The sequence below is a fragment of the Pseudomonas mosselii genome, from assembly GCF_005796105.1.
Lineage (GTDB): Bacteria > Pseudomonadota > Gammaproteobacteria > Pseudomonadales > Pseudomonadaceae > Aquipseudomonas > Aquipseudomonas mosselii_C.
Window position 1 is genome coordinate 285,567 of sequence record NZ_VAUO01000003.1, and the last position, 17,002, is coordinate 302,568.

Genomic DNA, 17,002 nt, shown 5'->3' on the forward strand with positions numbered 1-17,002 from the left:
CAGTGTATGATGCGCACCGGCTCAGTATTTCCGAGCGTATAGCTGACGCCTGCCTACACCCTGATCTGCCTGTGCAACCGGATGAGTGCCCGATCTGCTGCGCAGCTGGGGCGTCACAAAAGGGAAGCAGTTCACAGCCCCCAGCGCGCGTACTACCCGCGCCCGGTTGTGACAGTTAAAATACTGGCCTTGCCCTGCGCCCTGCGGCGGCACCCTCCAGTGCCTATAGAACCCAGACCGACCTGGAACGGACTCGAACATCGTGAAACACGCCAAGCCTTTCGCCCTGCTCACCGTCGCCCTGGCGATGACCGGTTGCGCCAGCCCCACGCCCACCGCCAAGCCCACGTCGCTGGACTGGAACATGCCGGGTATGCAGTTGGGTGGCGACCGTGGCCTGCCCCTGCACACCGAAGCCCCGTGCCGTAAGCGCGGCTGCGACAACGACAAGCTGTTTTTCAACCCCGGCAAATCCGAACCGAGCGTGACCACGCTCCACCGTGGCTGGTAAGAAAATTCTCCTTTTGCCTCGGTGACTTAGAGGATTGCGTAATGATTGCGAGGAAGTGGTTTACAGCCGCGAATCCATCGCTATAATGACGCCCCTGTGCCGGTATAGCTCAGATGGTAGAGCAACTGACTTGTAATCAGTAGGTCCCGGGTTCGATTCCTGGTGCCGGCACCATATCCAGCTCCATCGCGTTCCACCGAATGCCTTGGAAGCCCCTAAAACCCGCCCTTTGGCGGGTTTTTTCGTTCCAGGACCCTCCGTCGGGATCCAACAAAATACCCCATCCCCGGGGGTATTTTTAGGGTACAGCGTCTTGCCTGCATGGAGAACGTACCCTTATGCCACGCCTAGCCGTTCCTCTCAGCGACCTCAAATGCCGTACGGCGAAACCTCGCGAACGTGCCTACAAGCTATTCGATGGTGGCGGCATGTACCTCTTCGTGAAACCCAATGGCGTAAAAACGTGGCGATTGCGCTACTTCAAGCCCAGCGGCAAGGAAGGCACGCTGATCATCGGCAACTACCCCATCATCTCGCTGGCCGTCGCGAGGACCAAGCGCGATGAAGCCAAGGCCCTGTTGATCGACAACCTCGACCCGATGGAAGAGAAGAAGAAAGCAAAGCTAGCTGCTCAACGAGCTTCCCTGCTTTTTGAAACCGTCGCCCTGGAGTGGCACGCCGAAATGTCGCGGCGCTGGACGGAGGGACACGCCAAGACCGTCATGAGCCGGTTGCGCACCCACGTCTTCCCCCTGATCGGCCAACGCCCCATCGCTGAGCTTGATACCCATGATCTGCTTGAGGTCACTCTGCGTATCAAAGAGCGCGGCACCATGGACGTTGCCCTGCGCGTGCAAAATTATCTCTCCACCATCATGCGGGGCGCAAAGCGGGCGCGGCAGATCAGCCAGAATCCGGCGCTCGATCTGGCAGGGTCAATTCATGCCCCGCGCACCGTGCACCGCCCTGCCCTCTCACTCAACCGCCTCCCCGAACTACTCAACCGTATCGACAACTACAACGGCCGTGAGCTAACCAAGCTGGCTGTACTGCTGACGCTGCACGTGTTCGTGCGCTCCAGCGAACTGCGCTTTGCGCGCTGGGATGAGTTCGACCTGCAAAGGGCGATGTGGGAGATCCCAGACACCCGTAAGCCAATCGACGGCGTGCGCAATTCCACTCGTGGTACCAAGATGAGCGGAGACATACAGATGGTGCCGCTCTCTCCGCAAGTCATCGCGATCCTTGAACGGCTGCGCGGCTTGAGTCGCTTCTCCGAACTGGTGCTGCCCGGTGACCACAAGTACTGGAAGCCAATGTCAGAGAACACGGTTAACCAGGTGCTGCGCAACGTTGGCTACGACACATCCAAGGAGGTATGCGGGCATGGATTCAGGACCATGGCCTGTAGCGCCTTGCTGGAGTCAGGGCTGTGGACAGACGCGGCTATTGAGCGGCAGATGAGCCACAAGGAACGCAATCGCGTGCGCGCCGCCTATATCCACAAAGCCGAATTTTTAGAGCAGCGCAGGCTGATCATGGCGTGGTGGAGTAACTACATCGATGCCAACCGATCGGGGCATGTCACTCCGCATGAGTTCGCCCATCCAGCTGGCGATAACATCACCTCCTTGCCAAGTGGGCGTGGCGCATTCAGTCGTAGGTGAAACCTCCAGATCACCGTTGGCCGCTCTTTAATTCGGGTCCATCCAAACAGGGCTGCAAAGCCGCCCTGTTTGGATGGACCTCGCTTTGCAAAGCTAACAGCCGACACGAATCCTTTGGATACCACTGATTTCCACCGGTGGATAATTCCATGCACAAGCCCAGAAGCCACGAAACTCAGGGCGTTGACCAAAATTATCCACAGGCGTAGAACTGAGGTTGCAAACGCTGTCGTGGACAGCACCCAGGTGACCCGAGCCTTCAAGGTCACGCCGCTCCTGCGGTGGTTCTCCCCCAAATGGCGATTCGCATTCGGCAGCTCGCCCGGTCACCTCCCCGGTGATGGATGCCTATTTCAGATCATGGCCCTAGTGCGCCAGACAACACTTCCTACTTCGCTGCCCAGCAGCAACCTATCCGCTTGGCCGAATCTTGCGCCAACCTGCGCCCGTCTCTTTCTCCTGGAAAGAGACGGGCGCTTCTAGCACTGCTGCAGCCCTCATCGCACTTGGCTTTGCGGCTACTCCACTCGTGACAATCGGCGTGACAAACGCCGATGTCATCAGCAACAGCGCTGTAGATGATGGTGCCGCAGACCACGGAATGGACTGCACCTGACTGACAGTCAGGCATGCCCCGGTCATCGCATTGCTGCGTTCACCCGACTCAGGATCTCGCGGCACTGGTCTCGTCAGCCAATGCAGCCTCCACCCGCCCACCGGTAACGGTGCTCAGGAGGCCAGATCATGAGATGCCCTTGCTCCCGGACGTAAGGAGCCGCCAGTCCCGCGTTAGAGGACATCCCCACAGGTCGCAGGGGCCTTGATCCCTGATAACACTCAACATTCTTGGCGGGATGACGTGGGGCGAGGATCGGAGAACGGCAGATGAGATGACCGACATGGCACTGGTGGGTAGGCGCGATGGTCGTAATTTCGGCTACGGCAGGCAATTGAGCTATGCAGGGCCGCAGGCACTGAAAGACATGTTCGGCGGTGGCCATTATCCAGGCAGCTGTAGCTGAGCGGTGGCAGCGGGAATCACCTTGGAGTTGGAAGCATAAGCATCTTGATTGGTTTTTAAAACATCGTTTAGAACATCTTAGTGATGATACGCGATATTATTACCTGCTTACCGTCAGATTGATCGTTCGACGCTTGGGGTTGCCATGGATGTTCGGCCTCTGAGTAGAGAGGCCGCTCCTACCGAAACCAATTGCAATCAACTAGTAGTTGACCATGTTGGAGTTAAGAGCGTGCCGTGGATATTTTTTAGGCTGTGGCAGCGCCCGCAGCACCTTACTATCTAAGCGCTGGAGTTATAATTTTATAACCAAACCAAAGCTATATGAGCTTAGCCATGAATATTAGCTTTGCTAAGCCATGCGCAGATCAATCTTGACGATCAACGCATGACTTTAATGGAAAAGGGAATTAGTCACTCCATACTTCAATAGATATGAAAGTACAAGAGCCCTAAAACTCAAGCATTAACGAATGCCATACCCTTGCTTCGACTGAGAAAATCGGTAAGGCAGTCGGGAGGTCGCACGTACTGTGCCAGTGAAGAAAGCACATGATCAGCCATTGATGGATTCTCCAGCTTTAGCTTATAGCCGAATTGGGTGAACACATCTTTTGACAGCGCCCCATCCTCCTTTAATAGCTTAACAAACTCCCTCAAAAACAGAATCTCTTGCTTACCTCTAAATAGCATTTTAGGGCTACTTAAAGTTTCTCTGAGTTGAGGACTTTTGGCCAGAAAATCTTTAAATCTTTCCTTTTCCGCAAGCCTTGAGGAAATATATTCACTTTTACGAGACAGCTTAACCACAAGGTTACCACTTGCAAATTTTACGTCAACCTTAAAAACCTTATCAAGACTTATCTTCCTTGCACACATCTCTTTTCGGACGTAAAGGAAAACTGTATTCGCGGTAACTATTCTTTTGTTCTGATGGAACGCCTTTTGCAACCTCTCATACTCTTGAGTGATATAGTTAATTATATCAATTCGTCGAGAAACCTTGTAATTGCTTAGGCCGCACTCCCCAATAACTAGGTTTCTTATAGTAGCCGAGTCGCAATAGAGATTTTCAATAGAATACGTAGGCGTAGTGTAAACATCTGCCTCTAAAATTTTCGCATCAAAATCTCTATCAATTAAGAAAAAAACCTTGTCTCCTTTGTAAGAAGGATGCGTTCTAATTAATGACCTCAACTCAAGAACCTTTGACTTCCCTCCTACAGAAACTGCATCCCAAAGATCACCAAATATGGTTGAGATTTTTGAAGTATAGAACTTAGGATCATCTTTTCCTTCGATGATGAAAATTGCTTTATTATTGGAGCGAATGCGAGAGTACTCTAAGAAGAAAACTTCTGCATCTCCCAAGCTTTCCAGTAAATCCTCTACACGAGACCCCATCAAATCAGCTCCTTGCTGAAGTAAGATTGAAGGTCTGATGTATATTCTGTTAGCCCTGAGAATATGAATGGGCTATGGGTCATGGCAAGCAGCATAGAGCAGCTTTCACAACCTATTACATCCTTGATAAGCAATTTCTGCCACTCCACTGACAGTGACAGTTCTGGCTCATCAAACAAAATAAAATACTGATTCCCACGTTCTAATACGAGCTTTGAAAAAAGGGAAACAATTTGCTTTTCGCCAGACGAAAGCTCACCAAACTTGATCGGAAACTCACTATCTGGACTTGTGATAACCACACTAATTGAGGTGGGGTCATAAGTCATGGTTTTATTCTTGAAATATTTAGTGCAAATTTCAGAAAACCTAGTTAATGCTTTGTCCTTCTCCCGCTGCTCAAAGAAAGCGCTGTACATCTTGGAGAGGAAATACACGAGAGTGTCGTTCTTCTTTTTTGCTACTTCGCTTTTGTTTTTTACCAATGAAATTATTTTTGACTTATCAGACGGAGACAAAGATCGCCCAAATCGATTCAATACTAGTTCAATGTAGTCTGCATTACTAGTAATTATAGATCTATCTTGATCATTAACGGTCAAACCATTGACAAGACGGGTCAAGATTTCACTATTGATTCGAGACATTGAATCGTTAGATGATGTCAAAATCTCTTTCTTTATAGACTCTAACTTTTCTTCAACGTCTGTCAAGCCAAATTGGATATAGTCCTGCTCCTGCTTGTCTTTATCAATATTCAGAGATGATAGTAGATCTTCGACCCTTCGATATGTTGGCAAGTAAAGAGTTTTAAGCTTGAAGTGCTCCTCAATTTTCTGAAAAAACTCCATTTTTTTCAGATCCAGCAGAAGCGACTCTTTCTCGTCAAAGAGGTCTCTAATTGCTATAGAGCTAAAAGGATATCTTGAATCTATATGACTTGGCCTGGTTGATGAACCTGGCAAAAATATTTGGCTAATTTTTTTTCGAACGGTTTCAAACTTACTCTCTGCCATCACCACATCTATTATCTTTGAAAGCTCGTCACTGGAAACCCTCCCTGAAATATGCTTATAAGCCTTTGACTCCCAATCATACTCCATCTCGGCCTTCATTATTGATATTGGAGCAGCAGCACTGGAGAATTTAATTTCAATACTGCCAAAGTTTATTTCTCTAAGCTTTGTGATTTTCCCATTTAGAGTAGCATCGATTATTTTTAGAATGGTAGTTTTCCCTTGACCATTCTCTGACAGCAAGATTTTGTATAGCTCGTCAAACTCAAGTCTCACGTTTTTGTAACCGTGAAGTTTTGTTATTGTGAAATATTCTATAATGGGAGCCATGGATACTTCCTTAGTGATGGCGTGTTTATCAACAGTTGAATTAGCTATTTTTGCCGTCTGTATATTTTTAAACGTATCAGGCCTGCATAGTTTCCGAGTCAACAGGGTTTGCTCAGCTGATCCAGAAGTCGCCGTATGATGGCCTAACGATATTGCTCAAGGAAGAGATCGTCAGTTTTTTTTACGCGAGCAACCCTGTGTACACCGCATTTTGCTCAGAAATCGAACAGTGGACGCTTTCCCACATAGAAGATCGCTATGAGTTCGACAGAAAGAGGCTTGGTTAGGGAGAGGGAATGGGTCATTTCAGCGACATATTCAGAATCCCCACGTCAAGCGCTTACTCCTAATTTCATAGCGTGTGGCCGGGCTCTGCCGTTCTCGAATGGTTTCACCGAAGGGGGGCATAGCAGCATCTACCTCTGCGAATCCTACGACCTGCCACTGATCAGACGTAGCACAGGGTGATCTCCCTCCGTAACTTTTATCTGAGTTGGCAACCAGCAACACCCCGATTCGATTCCACCAAAGGCCATAACTAGCTGATTTTTTTATAGATACCCTATGAGGTACGCCAAAAAATCCACCAAATTCCAGCCCCGCGAATCCACTACCCTCACAGCAAGAAACCGTTCGTCTGGTGCCGCCTCTACCTCAGCTGCGTCCCAAGAAATAACCTCAAGGCCACCACGACCAGCCCCTGGGCGGCTTGCTCGTTATGACGTTTTACCTACCACTCGCTCTGCCGCCTTGCGATAAGCCTGCTCCCGCTCGCGCTCATCCACAGCTACCACAAAAACTACAACCTCCTGATCGATCACCTGGTAGACCAATCGGTAGCCGCTACTGCGCAACTTGATCTTGTAGCAGTCCGGCAAGCTATGCAGCCGGTTCGCTTCGACCCTCGGATTCTGCACAACCGAGACGAGCTTTTTCTTAAGTTGCTGCCGGACCGTATCCCCCAGCTTTTGCCATTCCTTTAGCGCTCGTGCATCGAACTCAAGGCTATAGATCATCCAGCGAAACCTTCACTCGCTGAGGGTCGGCAAGGCGCTCGCGAACAGTCGCTAGCAGCGCCTCATCTTCATCGGTCATGAGGACAGGTTTGAAAGGCAGCTGCCCGCGCTCGGCGACATACTGCAATGCTTGGCGCATAAGCTCGGAAGGCGTTACACCCAACCGCTCAAGCTCACGATAGGCTCGGATTTTCAGATCGTCGTCGATACGAACATTGATGGATGCCATGATGGCTTGCTCACTGTAATGACAATTGTCTTTACAGTGAGCTGATTCTGAGCACTAGGCAAGTGGCTCAGGGGCACAAACCGACGAGGGACAAAACCTCTGCATGCCGATTCGATTCCACAAATAGCCATAAAGAGCTGATTTATTTATAGCGACGCAATGAGGTGCACCCCAAAACCCACCCCGTTCCAGCCCCACGAATTCTCTGCTTTGCGGCAAAAAATCGTCCTTCTGGTCCCCCCTCACCCAACACCGCCCCCAGCCCCTAACGGCAAAACAATCACAAACGATGTCCCATTCACCAAATCAGACGCCATGCTGATCCGTCCACAATGCGACTCGACAATCTGTTTGACGATAAACAACCCCAGTCCCACCGAGCGCAACCCCTCCTGCCGGTCGCTGCCCCGGGTCATCGGTTCGAACAAGGTCGGTAGCAGCTCTTCGGCAATGGCTGGGCCGTGGTTGTGAACGCTCAGGATCACGCCCTCATCAGCAAACTCGGTTGTCAGCGTTATCGGGTAGCGCAGGTCGCCATAGGCCGCACTGTTGGCGACCAGGTTGCCGAGCATCTGCTGCAACCTGTCCGGGTCCACGTCGAACATGCCCTGGCCGCGTGACAGGTGGCGGATGCTGGCATTGCCGAAGGCGATCCTGAGTTCGCTCACGCATTGGTCCACCGCCTTGAGCAGGTCAACCTGCTGGCGGCGGATGCTGATGCCCTGCCCCAGCTTGACCGAGGCGAAGTCCAATAGGTCGACGACCATGCGTTGCGCCCGCTCGGCCGAGGTGCTGATGCTGCCCAGCAAACGCCGCGCGCGGCCGCTTTGCACGTCGCGTCCAAGCAACTCGGTGGCCATCTTGATGGCGGTCATCGGGGTTTTCAGGTCGTGGCTGGCAACCGCGACCATCTGCTCTGCCAGCACCGCTCGTCGCTCGGCCTCTGCATAGGCCATGGCGAGCTTGTCCTGGGCCTGCTGCAAGGCTTTCTCGGCGCTGATTTTCTGCGCCAGCAGCTCTTCGGCGCGCTGCATGGACTGCAACACCAACTGCTCGTTGCGGTCGCGCTCCATGGTGCTGAACAGCGCCAGATGATAGCTCACCCCTTCGGCGGTTTCGCGCCGTATGGCGTTGAGCAGCATGCCCACCACATGCCCGGCGCGATGGCGCAGGCCGACTTTCACCTCCGAAACCGAGCCCTGCAGGTTCAGCAATGGCCCCCAGTGAGTCAGGTGGAACGTGCGACCACTCACGGTCAACAGTTGGTCGAAACTGCGCCCCTGCCAATACCCAGGGTCATAGCCCAGCCAGTGGCTGAGCGTCGAGTTGCACCGCAACAACGTGCCATCCGCCGCCATGACCACCAGCCCGCAGGGCGCGTGCTCGAAGTACGACTCGCTGAACAGCAGCGTCGGGTCATTCATGGCCTAGCCCCAGGCTTGCGAAAAATCCGTCCATGGCGGCGGAACAAGCACTGGGCGCGCTCAATTGTGGGTAATGGCCGATGTTGTCAATCAGCACCAGCCGGCTGTCGGGGATCACCTGTTGCAGGTACTCACCCACGGCCACCGGCACCACCGGGTCGGCCGTGCTTTGCAGGATCAGCGTCGGCAGGTGCAGGCCGATGACCTCTTGGCGATGATCGGACAGGAAGATGACCCGCGCAAAATGCCGGGCGATCTGCGCATCGGTGCGGCAGAAACTGTTGAGCAGTTCCTCTTGAAGTGCCGGCTGCCCGCTCGACCCCATTAGCACCGGCGCCATCGTACTGGACCAGCCAAGGTAGTTTTCGTCGATGCTGCTGAGTAGCGTCTGCACCTCTTCGCGCGAAAAGCCCCCGCTGTAGGTGCTGGAGTCGATGTAGCAAGGCGACCCTCCGATCATCACCAGCCCGGCAATTCGCCCAGGCTGCTGACGTTCAGCCAGCACGCCGATCATGGCGCTGACCGAGTGGCCGACGATGATGACAGGACCTTGGGCAAACGCGCTGATGATCTCGTTGAGATCTGTCGCGTAGCCCCAGAGCGAAGCGTACTTTTCCCGATCATAGCCATCGAGATCTGACTGCCCGGCGCCGACCAGGTCATAGGTGATGACGCGCATGCGCGTAGCCCAATGCGCCAGCATGAGCCTCCACATCGACTGATCGCAGCCAAACCCATGGGACAAGATCAAGGTGGCGCTGCCATCACCGATGATATGTAAGTTATTACGCTTGTGCAGGCTCATGCATACCCTGGTTAGATTCGGCAATGTGCTGGGAGGTAATGGCCCGTCCATCTTGCCCAGAGAGGATAGTTGGATGTTGGACGCGTGAACGGCAGGCATGACTTGCGCATGCCGCTGGCACCACGCCCACCGGCATTCGACGTACACTTGGCCACCATACGCGATACGCTCGGACAAAGCCCGCGTTCTGGCACGACACGCCAGTCCAATCGCGGCCTACGTCGGCAAAGGCTCTGCAACGGGCGAGCAGCAGGTCGCGTGGATGGGCGTGCAGGGATGGGAAATGCGGCCTGAGCAGGCACGCCCAGCCTTCATGTGGGCGGCCCTGCCATCCGTCGGCCAGATGTGAGAAGCCCGCTTGCGCGGGCTTTGTGCGTCAGAACGAGGTGCTCACCGTCAGCGACAGGTTACGCGGATCGCCATAAATGGCCCCGGCATAGAACCCGTAACGGGTGTAGTAGTGCTTGTCGAACAGGTTGTTGGCATTGAGGGTGACGGCGGTCTGGTCGGTTAACTGGTACTTGGCCATGGCGTTCCAGATCGCATACCCCGACCAGTTCACGTCGGTCGCACTGCGGCTGACGCCATTGGTCGGCTGGCCGGCCGGGCTGGACAGCGCGCGGATATTGGTTTGCGCACTCACGCCAGTGCCCAGGGTCAGGCGCTCCAACGGGCCGGACAGACGATAGGTGGTCGAGGCCTTGAACAGGTGCGACGGGTCGCTCAGGCCATCGCTGTCGACGCGGCGGAAGTGCAGGTAGGTATAGCCGGCGTACACGTTCCAGTTCGGGGTCAGCGCGCCGGCCACTTCCAGGTCGATACCGTCGGTTTCCTGGCCGGAGCCTGCGGTGTAGGCCTGCGCACCGGTCGGGGTGGTCAAGGCGCCATCGAGGACAGCTTTGTTTTCCTGCTTGGTGCGGAAATACGCCGCCGAGGCGTTCAACCGGCCATCGAACCAAGCGCCTTTGATACCGGTTTCGTAGCTCTGCCCACGGATCGGCTCGACCGCGCTGCCGTTGACCGTCAGTTGGGTCTGCGGGTTGAAGATATCGGTGTAGCTGGCGTACACCGAGTAGGTATCGTTCAGGTCATACACCACGCCCAGGTACGGCGTGACGATGCCGTTGTTCTGTCGGTTGGTGCGCGCACCGGTGAGCGCCAGGGTGGTCGAGGAATAGTCGGTGACGCGCGCGCCGAGGATGACCGACAGCGGGTCGGTGATGCTCAAGCGGGTAGCGGCATACATACCCTGCAGGCGCGTGGTGGTCTTGGTGTGACGGCCCGTGCGCGAGGCCAGCAGTTGGTAGTCGTCGTCGACACCGTTGCCCCAGTCGCTGATGGGCAGGCCGTTGTTGGCGCGGAACTGGCAGCCCGCCAGGTCGTTGCGGGTGATGCCATCGCCCACCATGGTGCAGTCGTACTCCGGCGACCAAGCCACGGTACGGCTGTCGTTGTAACCGACCATCGCCTGATGGGTGCGGCCAAACAGCTGGAACGGACCGGATAGATCGATCTGCGCCGATTGCTGGGTGGTGTCGGTGGAGCTGTGCAGGCCGTTGAGCACCGCGCCGCTGCCGTCCTGGTCCCAGTAGCCGCCGTAGTTGCCGCCACCGGCCGAGTTGACCTTGGCCAGGCCGCGGTGGTTGAGCACCTCGCTGGTGCTCTGGGCAACTTTCAGGTCCAGGCTCCAGTCGTTGTCGAAACGGTGCGCCAGCGAGCCGAAGGCGGTACGGGTGATGTACTCCCCGAAGCTCCAGCTAGGCACCAGGTTGCTGCTGCGCGGCAGGTCGGTCTTGCTGCCGTCGGCGTACCAGATCGGGATGTTGGCGCCCCAGCCACCACCGACGATCTTGTTGTACTCGTACTGGTAGCCGGCGCCGAGGGTGGTGGCGTCGTCCAGGTCGAATTCGAAGTTGGCCAGCGCGGCGCGCGAGCGGTTGGACTGGTTGTCGCGGAAGGAGTTGGCGTCTTCCTGGGTCATCACGAAACGCGAGCGCAGGCGGCCGTCTTCGGACAGCGGCAGGTTCAGGTCGGCGCCCAGACGGCGTTTGTCCCAGCTGCCGTAAGTGGCGTAGGCACTGCCGCCAAAGGTCTTGGTCGGGGCCTTGCGGATCAGGTTGACGGTGGCCGACGGGTCACCGGTGCCGCCGAGCAGGCCGTTGGCACCGCGCACGATGTCGATACGCTCGTACAGGTCCATGTTCAACGCGTTGCCGCCACCCGCAAAGTCCGAGCCGCCCTGGAACTGCAAGCCGTCGATCTTCCAGTTGCTGATGGAGTAGCCTCGGGCGCGAAAATCGGTACGGCCACCCACTTCGCTCTTGCTCGCGGTGACGCCCGGCGTGGTCTCTAGCGCCTGCTCGATGTTTTGCACGCCGCGATCGTCCATCTGCTCACGGGTGATGGTGGTGACCGATTGCGGGGTTTGTCGCGGCGTCAGCTTCAGGCCCGTGGAACTGCGCGTGCTCTCGACGGTGTAGCCAATCTGGCCGGTCTCGTCGGCCACCGGCAGTGCGCTGCTGTCGATGTTGGTGGCGTCCAGCTCCAGCACCTGGCCCTCGGCCGCAGCGGTGCCAGACAGCCCGAGGGCAACGAAGAAGGCAAGCGGGGTGAGGCGGCTGCCGCCTCGAGTGAACAGGGATGTGTCGTTCATGATGCTCTTGCGTACCATTTGGGAAGGCTTCGTATTCGCAGATGATTTTTTGTTACGATTCTAGGCATCCGCCTTTTACGCTCCATGCCCGGCATGTACGGGTATGTAATGGGATGTAATGAGCGCCGAGGTTTCTTCTCTACAGGTACAGCCACAGATGAGCATGACCCTGCTGGTCGTCGATGATGACGACGAGATCCGCGAACTTCTCTGCGATTACCTCACCGACGCCGGCTACCAGGCCCTGGCAGCCGCCGACGGTGAGCAGATGCACGCGCAACTGGCGCGCCACAAGGTCGACCTGGTGGTACTCGACCTGATGCTGCCGGGCGAGGACGGCCTCAGCCTGTGCCGGCAGTTGCAGGCCCAGCCGGGGCTGGCGGTGATCATGCTGTCGGCCAAGGGCAGCGCCCTGGACCGCATCATCGGCCTGGAGGTAGGCGCCGACGATTACCTGGCCAAGCCCTTCGAGCCACGTGAGCTGGTGGCGCGGATCAAGGCGGTGTTGCGCCGCCCGCAGCGTCTTGAGCCCAGCCCCGAGCAAAACGACGGTGAGCCACAGTGCTTCGCCGGTTTTCGTCTGGACCCGGTCACGCGCCTGCTGACCCACCCCGACGGCCAGGCGCTGACCCTGCCGCGCTCTGATTACCGGGTGTTGCGTGAACTGCTCGAAGCCAACAACCGCGTGGTCTCGCGTGATCACCTCACGCGTTGCGCGTTTGGCCGTGACCACCTGCCCGACGACCGTTCCGTGGACATGTGCATCAGCCGCCTGCGCCAGCAACTGCGCCGTGCGCCCGGAGCAACCGCGCAGATCCTCACCATTCGCAACGAAGGCTACCTGCTGAGCCTGAGCCGCGACGCGTCGGACGCCTGAGGTGCGCTTGCTCCGCCGGCTGTGGCCGCGCACCTTGTTCGGCCAACTGCTGCTGATCATGATCAGCGGCACGTTGCTGATCCAACTGCTGTCCAGCAGCATCTGGTTCGATGTGCGCTTTGCCCAAGTGCTGGAGGCGCCGGTGCGCCTGATCGCCGTGCGCAGCGCCCCGCTGATCGCCCAAGCCCAGTGCCATGCCGGAACGCTGCCGGTGCCTCGGTATTACCACCTGCGCTGCGCGCAAAGCCTGCCGGCAGCGCAAGCCGACGACCGTCGCGCTCGCCGCCGTGTCGAGCTGTTGCTACAGCAGGCCCTGGCCTATGAGCTGGGTCGCGATTCCCAGGTGCGGTTGCTGAAGGTGCAACTGACCAACGAGTTGGGCCAGCCGATCGTCTGGCGCAGCCTGTTCGGCCTGCGTACCGCCCAGGCGCATATCGAGTTCGCCGTGCCGTTGGCCGACGGCCACTGGCTGACCATCGACGGCCAGGAGTTGCAAGGCTGGAGTGGCGAGTCGGCCTGGGTGCTGATCAGCGACTACCTGCTGCGGGTCTATGCGCTGCGTATCGTCGCCGTGCTGCTGGTGTGCCTGGTGGCCGTGCGCCTGTGCCTGCGCCCGGTACGTCGCCTGGCCGAAGCGGCGCGGGGCCTGGGCCGCAACCTGGAGCAGGCGCCGTTGCCACTGGATGGCCCGGAGGAGGTGCGCCAGGCCGCGCAGGCGTTCAACGCCATGCAGCAGCGACTGATCGCCATGGTCAGCGACAAGGCCTATTTCCTTGCGGCCGTGTCTCACGATTTGCGTACCCCGCTGACGCGCATGCGCCTGCGCCTGGAGCGGCTGGAAGATGGCGAGCACAAGGAGCGCCTGCGTCAGAACATCGCGCAAATGGACGGCATGATCGGCCAGGTGCTCGACTACCTGCGCGCTGGCGAACAGCGCAACCTGCAAACAGTGGACCTCGACCGCCTGGTAACGCGCCTGTGCGCGGATCTGGCCAGCGCCGAGGAACCGCTGCCGGTGCACGGCCAAGGCGGTAAGGTGCAGGTCGACGCCTTGCTGCTGCAACGTTGCCTGCAAAACCTGCTGACCAACGCACTGCGCTATGCCCGCGATGTTTCAGTCACGCTGGACGTCGCGGTTTCTGAGGTGTACATCCAAGTAGACGATCGCGGTCCCGGCATCGCGCCGACCTTGATGGCCACCGTTACCGACCCGTTCGTACGCGGCGAGGGCTCGCGCAACCAGGCATCCGGGGGTTACGGCCTGGGCTTGAGCATCGCCCAGCGCATTGCGGCCAGCCATGGTGGGGAGTTGGTGCTGAACAATCGTGAAGGTGGCGGATTACGGGCCAGTGTACGGCTGCCCAAAGGCGGCCCAGCCGCTTGATACCCGCAGGACTGCGCCAAATCCCGAGTTCACCGACGCCTCCGTGTAGGCGCGGCCTTGTGCCGCGAACACCGGCAAAGCCGGTGCCATCTATCACATCGCCTGACTAACGGTGACCCGGCACTCCGCTAACCCCTCTCTCATAGAACTACACATAACTTGTTGATTTAGCAGGGACCTGTGGGAGCGGGCTTGCCCGCGAACACCGGCGAAGCCGGTGCCATACACCGGGTCACCTTCTTCGCGGGCAAGTCGGGGCGCCGAACCGCCGCTCCCACAGAGTACGCTGCGCGCTTGCGAAATCAGTTCTCTGCGCGACAGCGCAGCCCTAAAGGGCTGGGTGATCTCCTACAGGAGCCTGCGATCGAGTGGTGGTTCTGTACGACATTTCCGAATCTGCAACCAAATACTTCAGCGTGGAGCAGCTTCGGACCTATCCTACGCCGGTCCCAGAAGCTTCAGCGTTGCCGGCCAATCTCACCGGGAATACTGTCCTCAGGTCGCCTAAAACGCGGCCGGGTGTGAGAACCCGAGGACAAAGTTTGTTGCTTTCATGGCAGCCACGATGCGGGCAGACCTCGGTCTGGCCGGGTTCCTTTGTCCCTCGGTTTCTCACCCCGCTCGTGGCCGCCACCCAATCCGGTGAGAAAGATCAGGTGGTGGTCTGTTCAAACGGACAGAGGACCATCACGATGAAAAAACAAGTACCTGATCCACCCCGCAACAAGCCGCCCATCTCCCCCTTCTTCACCGTCCGCACCGACATGTACCCTCCCGACGCCCTGATACACATCACCGAGCTATTACGCGGCGTCTCGCAAGTCATCGACGAACACTGCCGCAACCACACCGACCAACCCGGCATGAGCATGCTGGCCAACGCCGCCCACGCCACCGACATCGCCCGCGCGCTGAGCGAGCATGTACTGGGCACCCTGGACATGGCCAAACTCAGAGGCGAGGCATGACATGGAAAACACCACGCCAAGCGCCGTGACTGCCGGGGTCGAAACCCTGCTCGACGCCGGCAGCCCATCGATGCCGCTACTGCGGGTCATGCCGGGTATTCCCATCGAAGATGCCTACGAGCAGGTGTCGATACTGCTGGGCTACATCAAGCACCTGATCCGCGAAGGCGATGCGCAGGATGACCACAAGCTGCTGGGCGCCGCCGACTACCTGAGCACCCTGGCCAAGGCGCTGATGAACGATATCGAAATAGCCCGCAACCGGCGGTATTGAGCGCTCCCTCATCGCGGGGCCGGCTAGCCCCGCGATCAGGCCCTCAGCCCCTGCGCCGACGAATCACCTTCGGACGTCGCGCCAGCGCTGCTCGATCGGCTTTGCGTTGTTGCCGATACTCGAAAAGCTTCACGCGCATCTCTCGGTATCGGGCGCTGTTGAGCACAAGAAGCCCGAGTAATCCCGTGAACAGGATGCTTGTGTAGACGAACCAATGCGGCCGGTAGGTATATGTGGGCAACACGATGAAAATGCTCGCGACATAAAACACCGCGACCAGCCAGGCCCCCCAATGACGACCTCTCACCACAGCGGCATGCGCGGTCACCAAAATGATCACCAGCGTAAAGAGGCTGAACGGATACACCGCATCCCGCGAGCACGCCTTGCAATAGGTGCCCCATACCAGAGAAAAGGTCGCAGCTGAGGCGTAGACAGATAGGAAGTAAGCAGCCATGAATCGTGAGAAGTAGCGCTGCATGAAATGTTGAAACTCGGGGCTTCGATTCACCCGGTACTTCCTCTTGCAAGCCTGTGGACAAACACCCGCAAGCCACTAAGGTTTACGACGCGCAGCCTGGCGCCTTTGACGATGCTCCGCCAGCACCTCACGCATTTCCCGATAACGCCTGCCGTTCATCAACAGCAGCGCCCCCAATGCAAACGCAATACTCGCGCAGAACAGAAACAGATGCGCACGCTCCCCATAGGTACCAATCACCAGCACCACACAGGCCACACACATCGCTGCCACGATCCAAGTCCCCCACGCACGCCCCCGCACTACCGCGCCGTGGCCGAGCATGAACACCACCAGCAGCGCGACCAAGGTGGTGCGCATCTCGTCCTTGGTCCCCGCCCTGAACCAGGTGCCCCACACCAATACGAAGCTCCATGCCACTGCCACCAGCGAGGTAAACCAAGCGCCAATGAAGACCCCAAAGTAACGCCTCACGAACTCCGTAAATTCCGGGCTTCGTCTCACTCCGTGATCTCCTCGTAAATACCCAATACCAGCCACAAACGACTCAACGCTGCCGACGCAACTCCACCAGGCGCCGACGCATCTCACGATGTCGGCTACTGTTGAACACCAGCAGCGCCAGCAACGGCAGCGCGAGCATGGCCGCCAACAGCAAGGCGGGCAAACTGTTGCCGAACAGGCTTAGCGCCATCAGCAAGGTAGCAACCGGTACAGGTAAAACGGCCCACATCGCCCATCTCCAGCCGCGGATCATCGCGAAGTGCCCAATGGACAACAGCAGCCCCAGGCTTGTGGTACCCAGCATGCTGTAAATCGGGTTATCAGGATGATTGCGCCAATGGCTGTCGATCCACATAGCCAGTGACAGCGCCACCGACATCACGCAGATGAAGAAACCCAGCAAGAACGTCGGAAAGTAACGACGCATGAAGGCATGAA

17 protein-coding genes and 1 tRNA gene are annotated in these 17,002 nt (G+C 57.3%); 8 read left to right on the forward strand and 10 right to left on the reverse strand.

The features are described 5' to 3' along the window. Window positions 1–307: 307 nt before the first annotated feature. From FEM01_RS10420 to FEM01_RS10440, 4 genes are all read left to right on the forward strand, one after another. A complete protein-coding gene (locus FEM01_RS10420) occupies window positions 308–511 on the forward strand; it encodes a hypothetical protein (protein WP_416781178.1) in 204 nt (67 codons plus the stop codon). A gap of 98 nt (window positions 512–609) precedes the next feature. Continuing rightward, window positions 610–685: transfer RNA gene (locus tag FEM01_RS10425), tRNA-Thr, on the forward strand. A gap of 164 nt (window positions 686–849) precedes the next feature. Beyond that, window positions 850–2,178, forward strand: coding sequence for a tyrosine-type recombinase/integrase (locus FEM01_RS10430; protein ID WP_138219355.1), 1,329 nt, complete (start codon window positions 850–852; stop codon window positions 2,176–2,178). Between the two features lie 890 nt (window positions 2,179–3,068). Next, the gene (locus tag FEM01_RS10440; RefSeq protein ID WP_431188583.1) at window positions 3,069–3,200 is read left to right on the forward strand and encodes an integrase; all 132 of its coding nucleotides are present in this window, start codon (window positions 3,069–3,071) and stop codon (window positions 3,198–3,200) included. Between the two features lie 458 nt (window positions 3,201–3,658). Here the strand turns inward: FEM01_RS10440 and FEM01_RS10445 are convergent, their stop codons facing one another. From FEM01_RS10445 to FEM01_RS10475, 7 genes are all read right to left on the reverse strand, one after another. Then, window positions 3,659–4,603, reverse strand: coding sequence for a DUF4435 domain-containing protein (locus FEM01_RS10445; protein ID WP_138219356.1), 945 nt, complete (start codon window positions 4,601–4,603; stop codon window positions 3,659–3,661). Further along, window positions 4,603–5,949, reverse strand: a complete 1,347-nt coding sequence (locus FEM01_RS10450) for an AAA family ATPase (RefSeq protein WP_138219357.1) — start codon at window positions 5,947–5,949, stop codon at window positions 4,603–4,605. Before FEM01_RS10450 ends, FEM01_RS10445 begins: the two co-directional genes overlap by 1 nt. 716 nt (window positions 5,950–6,665) lie before the next feature. Continuing rightward, window positions 6,666–6,965: a type II toxin-antitoxin system RelE family toxin gene (locus FEM01_RS10455; RefSeq protein WP_138219358.1), complete on the reverse strand. Its 300-nt coding sequence runs from the start codon at window positions 6,963–6,965 to the stop codon at window positions 6,666–6,668. Next, a complete protein-coding gene (locus FEM01_RS10460) occupies window positions 6,955–7,194 on the reverse strand; it encodes a type II toxin-antitoxin system RelB/DinJ family antitoxin (RefSeq protein WP_060478286.1) in 240 nt (79 codons plus the stop codon). The genes FEM01_RS10455 and FEM01_RS10460 overlap by 11 nt, the downstream gene beginning before the upstream one ends. A gap of 242 nt (window positions 7,195–7,436) precedes the next feature. Continuing rightward, window positions 7,437–8,618 (reverse strand): PAS domain-containing sensor histidine kinase, encoded by a 1,182-nt coding sequence (locus tag FEM01_RS10465; protein ID WP_171030929.1) that lies wholly within the window; start codon window positions 8,616–8,618, stop codon window positions 7,437–7,439. Continuing rightward, window positions 8,611–9,423 (reverse strand): alpha/beta fold hydrolase, encoded by an 813-nt coding sequence (locus FEM01_RS10470; protein WP_138219420.1) that lies wholly within the window; start codon window positions 9,421–9,423, stop codon window positions 8,611–8,613. Before FEM01_RS10470 ends, FEM01_RS10465 begins: the two co-directional genes overlap by 8 nt. 376 nt (window positions 9,424–9,799) lie before the next feature. After that, window positions 9,800–12,076 carry a TonB-dependent siderophore receptor gene (locus tag FEM01_RS10475; protein WP_431188580.1) on the reverse strand — a complete coding sequence of 759 codons (2,277 nt, stop codon included), beginning with the start codon at window positions 12,074–12,076 and terminating at the stop codon, window positions 9,800–9,802. A 157-nt stretch (window positions 12,077–12,233) separates the two neighbouring features. Here FEM01_RS10475 and FEM01_RS10480 point away from each other — a divergent pair, with 157 nt between their 5' ends. The 4 genes from FEM01_RS10480 to FEM01_RS10500 all read left to right on the forward strand — a co-directional run bounded on the left by FEM01_RS10480 (window position 12,234) and on the right by FEM01_RS10500 (window position 15,579). After that, on the forward strand, window positions 12,234–12,953 hold the full coding sequence (locus tag FEM01_RS10480; protein WP_138219360.1) for a response regulator: 720 nt from the start codon (window positions 12,234–12,236) through the stop codon (window positions 12,951–12,953). A 1-nt stretch (window position 12,954) separates the two neighbouring features. Next, window positions 12,955–14,337, forward strand: a complete 1,383-nt coding sequence (locus FEM01_RS10485) for an ATP-binding protein (protein ID WP_138219361.1) — start codon at window positions 12,955–12,957, stop codon at window positions 14,335–14,337. Between the two features lie 692 nt (window positions 14,338–15,029). After that, a complete protein-coding gene (locus FEM01_RS10495; protein ID WP_138219362.1) occupies window positions 15,030–15,305 on the forward strand; it encodes a hypothetical protein in 276 nt (91 codons plus the stop codon). A 1-nt stretch (window position 15,306) separates the two neighbouring features. After that, the gene (locus tag FEM01_RS10500) at window positions 15,307–15,579 is read left to right on the forward strand and encodes a DUF3077 domain-containing protein (RefSeq protein ID WP_138219363.1); all 273 of its coding nucleotides are present in this window, start codon (window positions 15,307–15,309) and stop codon (window positions 15,577–15,579) included. A 43-nt stretch (window positions 15,580–15,622) separates the two neighbouring features. Here FEM01_RS10500 and FEM01_RS10505 read toward each other — a convergent pair whose 3' ends face one another. From FEM01_RS10505 to FEM01_RS10515, 3 genes are read right to left on the reverse strand one after another with little or no spacing between them, the layout of a single operon-like run. Then, window positions 15,623–16,090, reverse strand: coding sequence for a hypothetical protein (locus tag FEM01_RS10505; protein WP_138219364.1), 468 nt, complete (start codon window positions 16,088–16,090; stop codon window positions 15,623–15,625). Window positions 16,091–16,135: 45 nt separating this feature from the next. Beyond that, a complete protein-coding gene (locus tag FEM01_RS10510; protein WP_138219365.1) occupies window positions 16,136–16,564 on the reverse strand; it encodes a hypothetical protein in 429 nt (142 codons plus the stop codon). A 43-nt stretch (window positions 16,565–16,607) separates the two neighbouring features. Then, a complete protein-coding gene (locus FEM01_RS10515) occupies window positions 16,608–16,991 on the reverse strand; it encodes a hypothetical protein (RefSeq protein WP_138219366.1) in 384 nt (127 codons plus the stop codon). Between the last annotated feature and the right edge of the window lie 11 nt (window positions 16,992–17,002).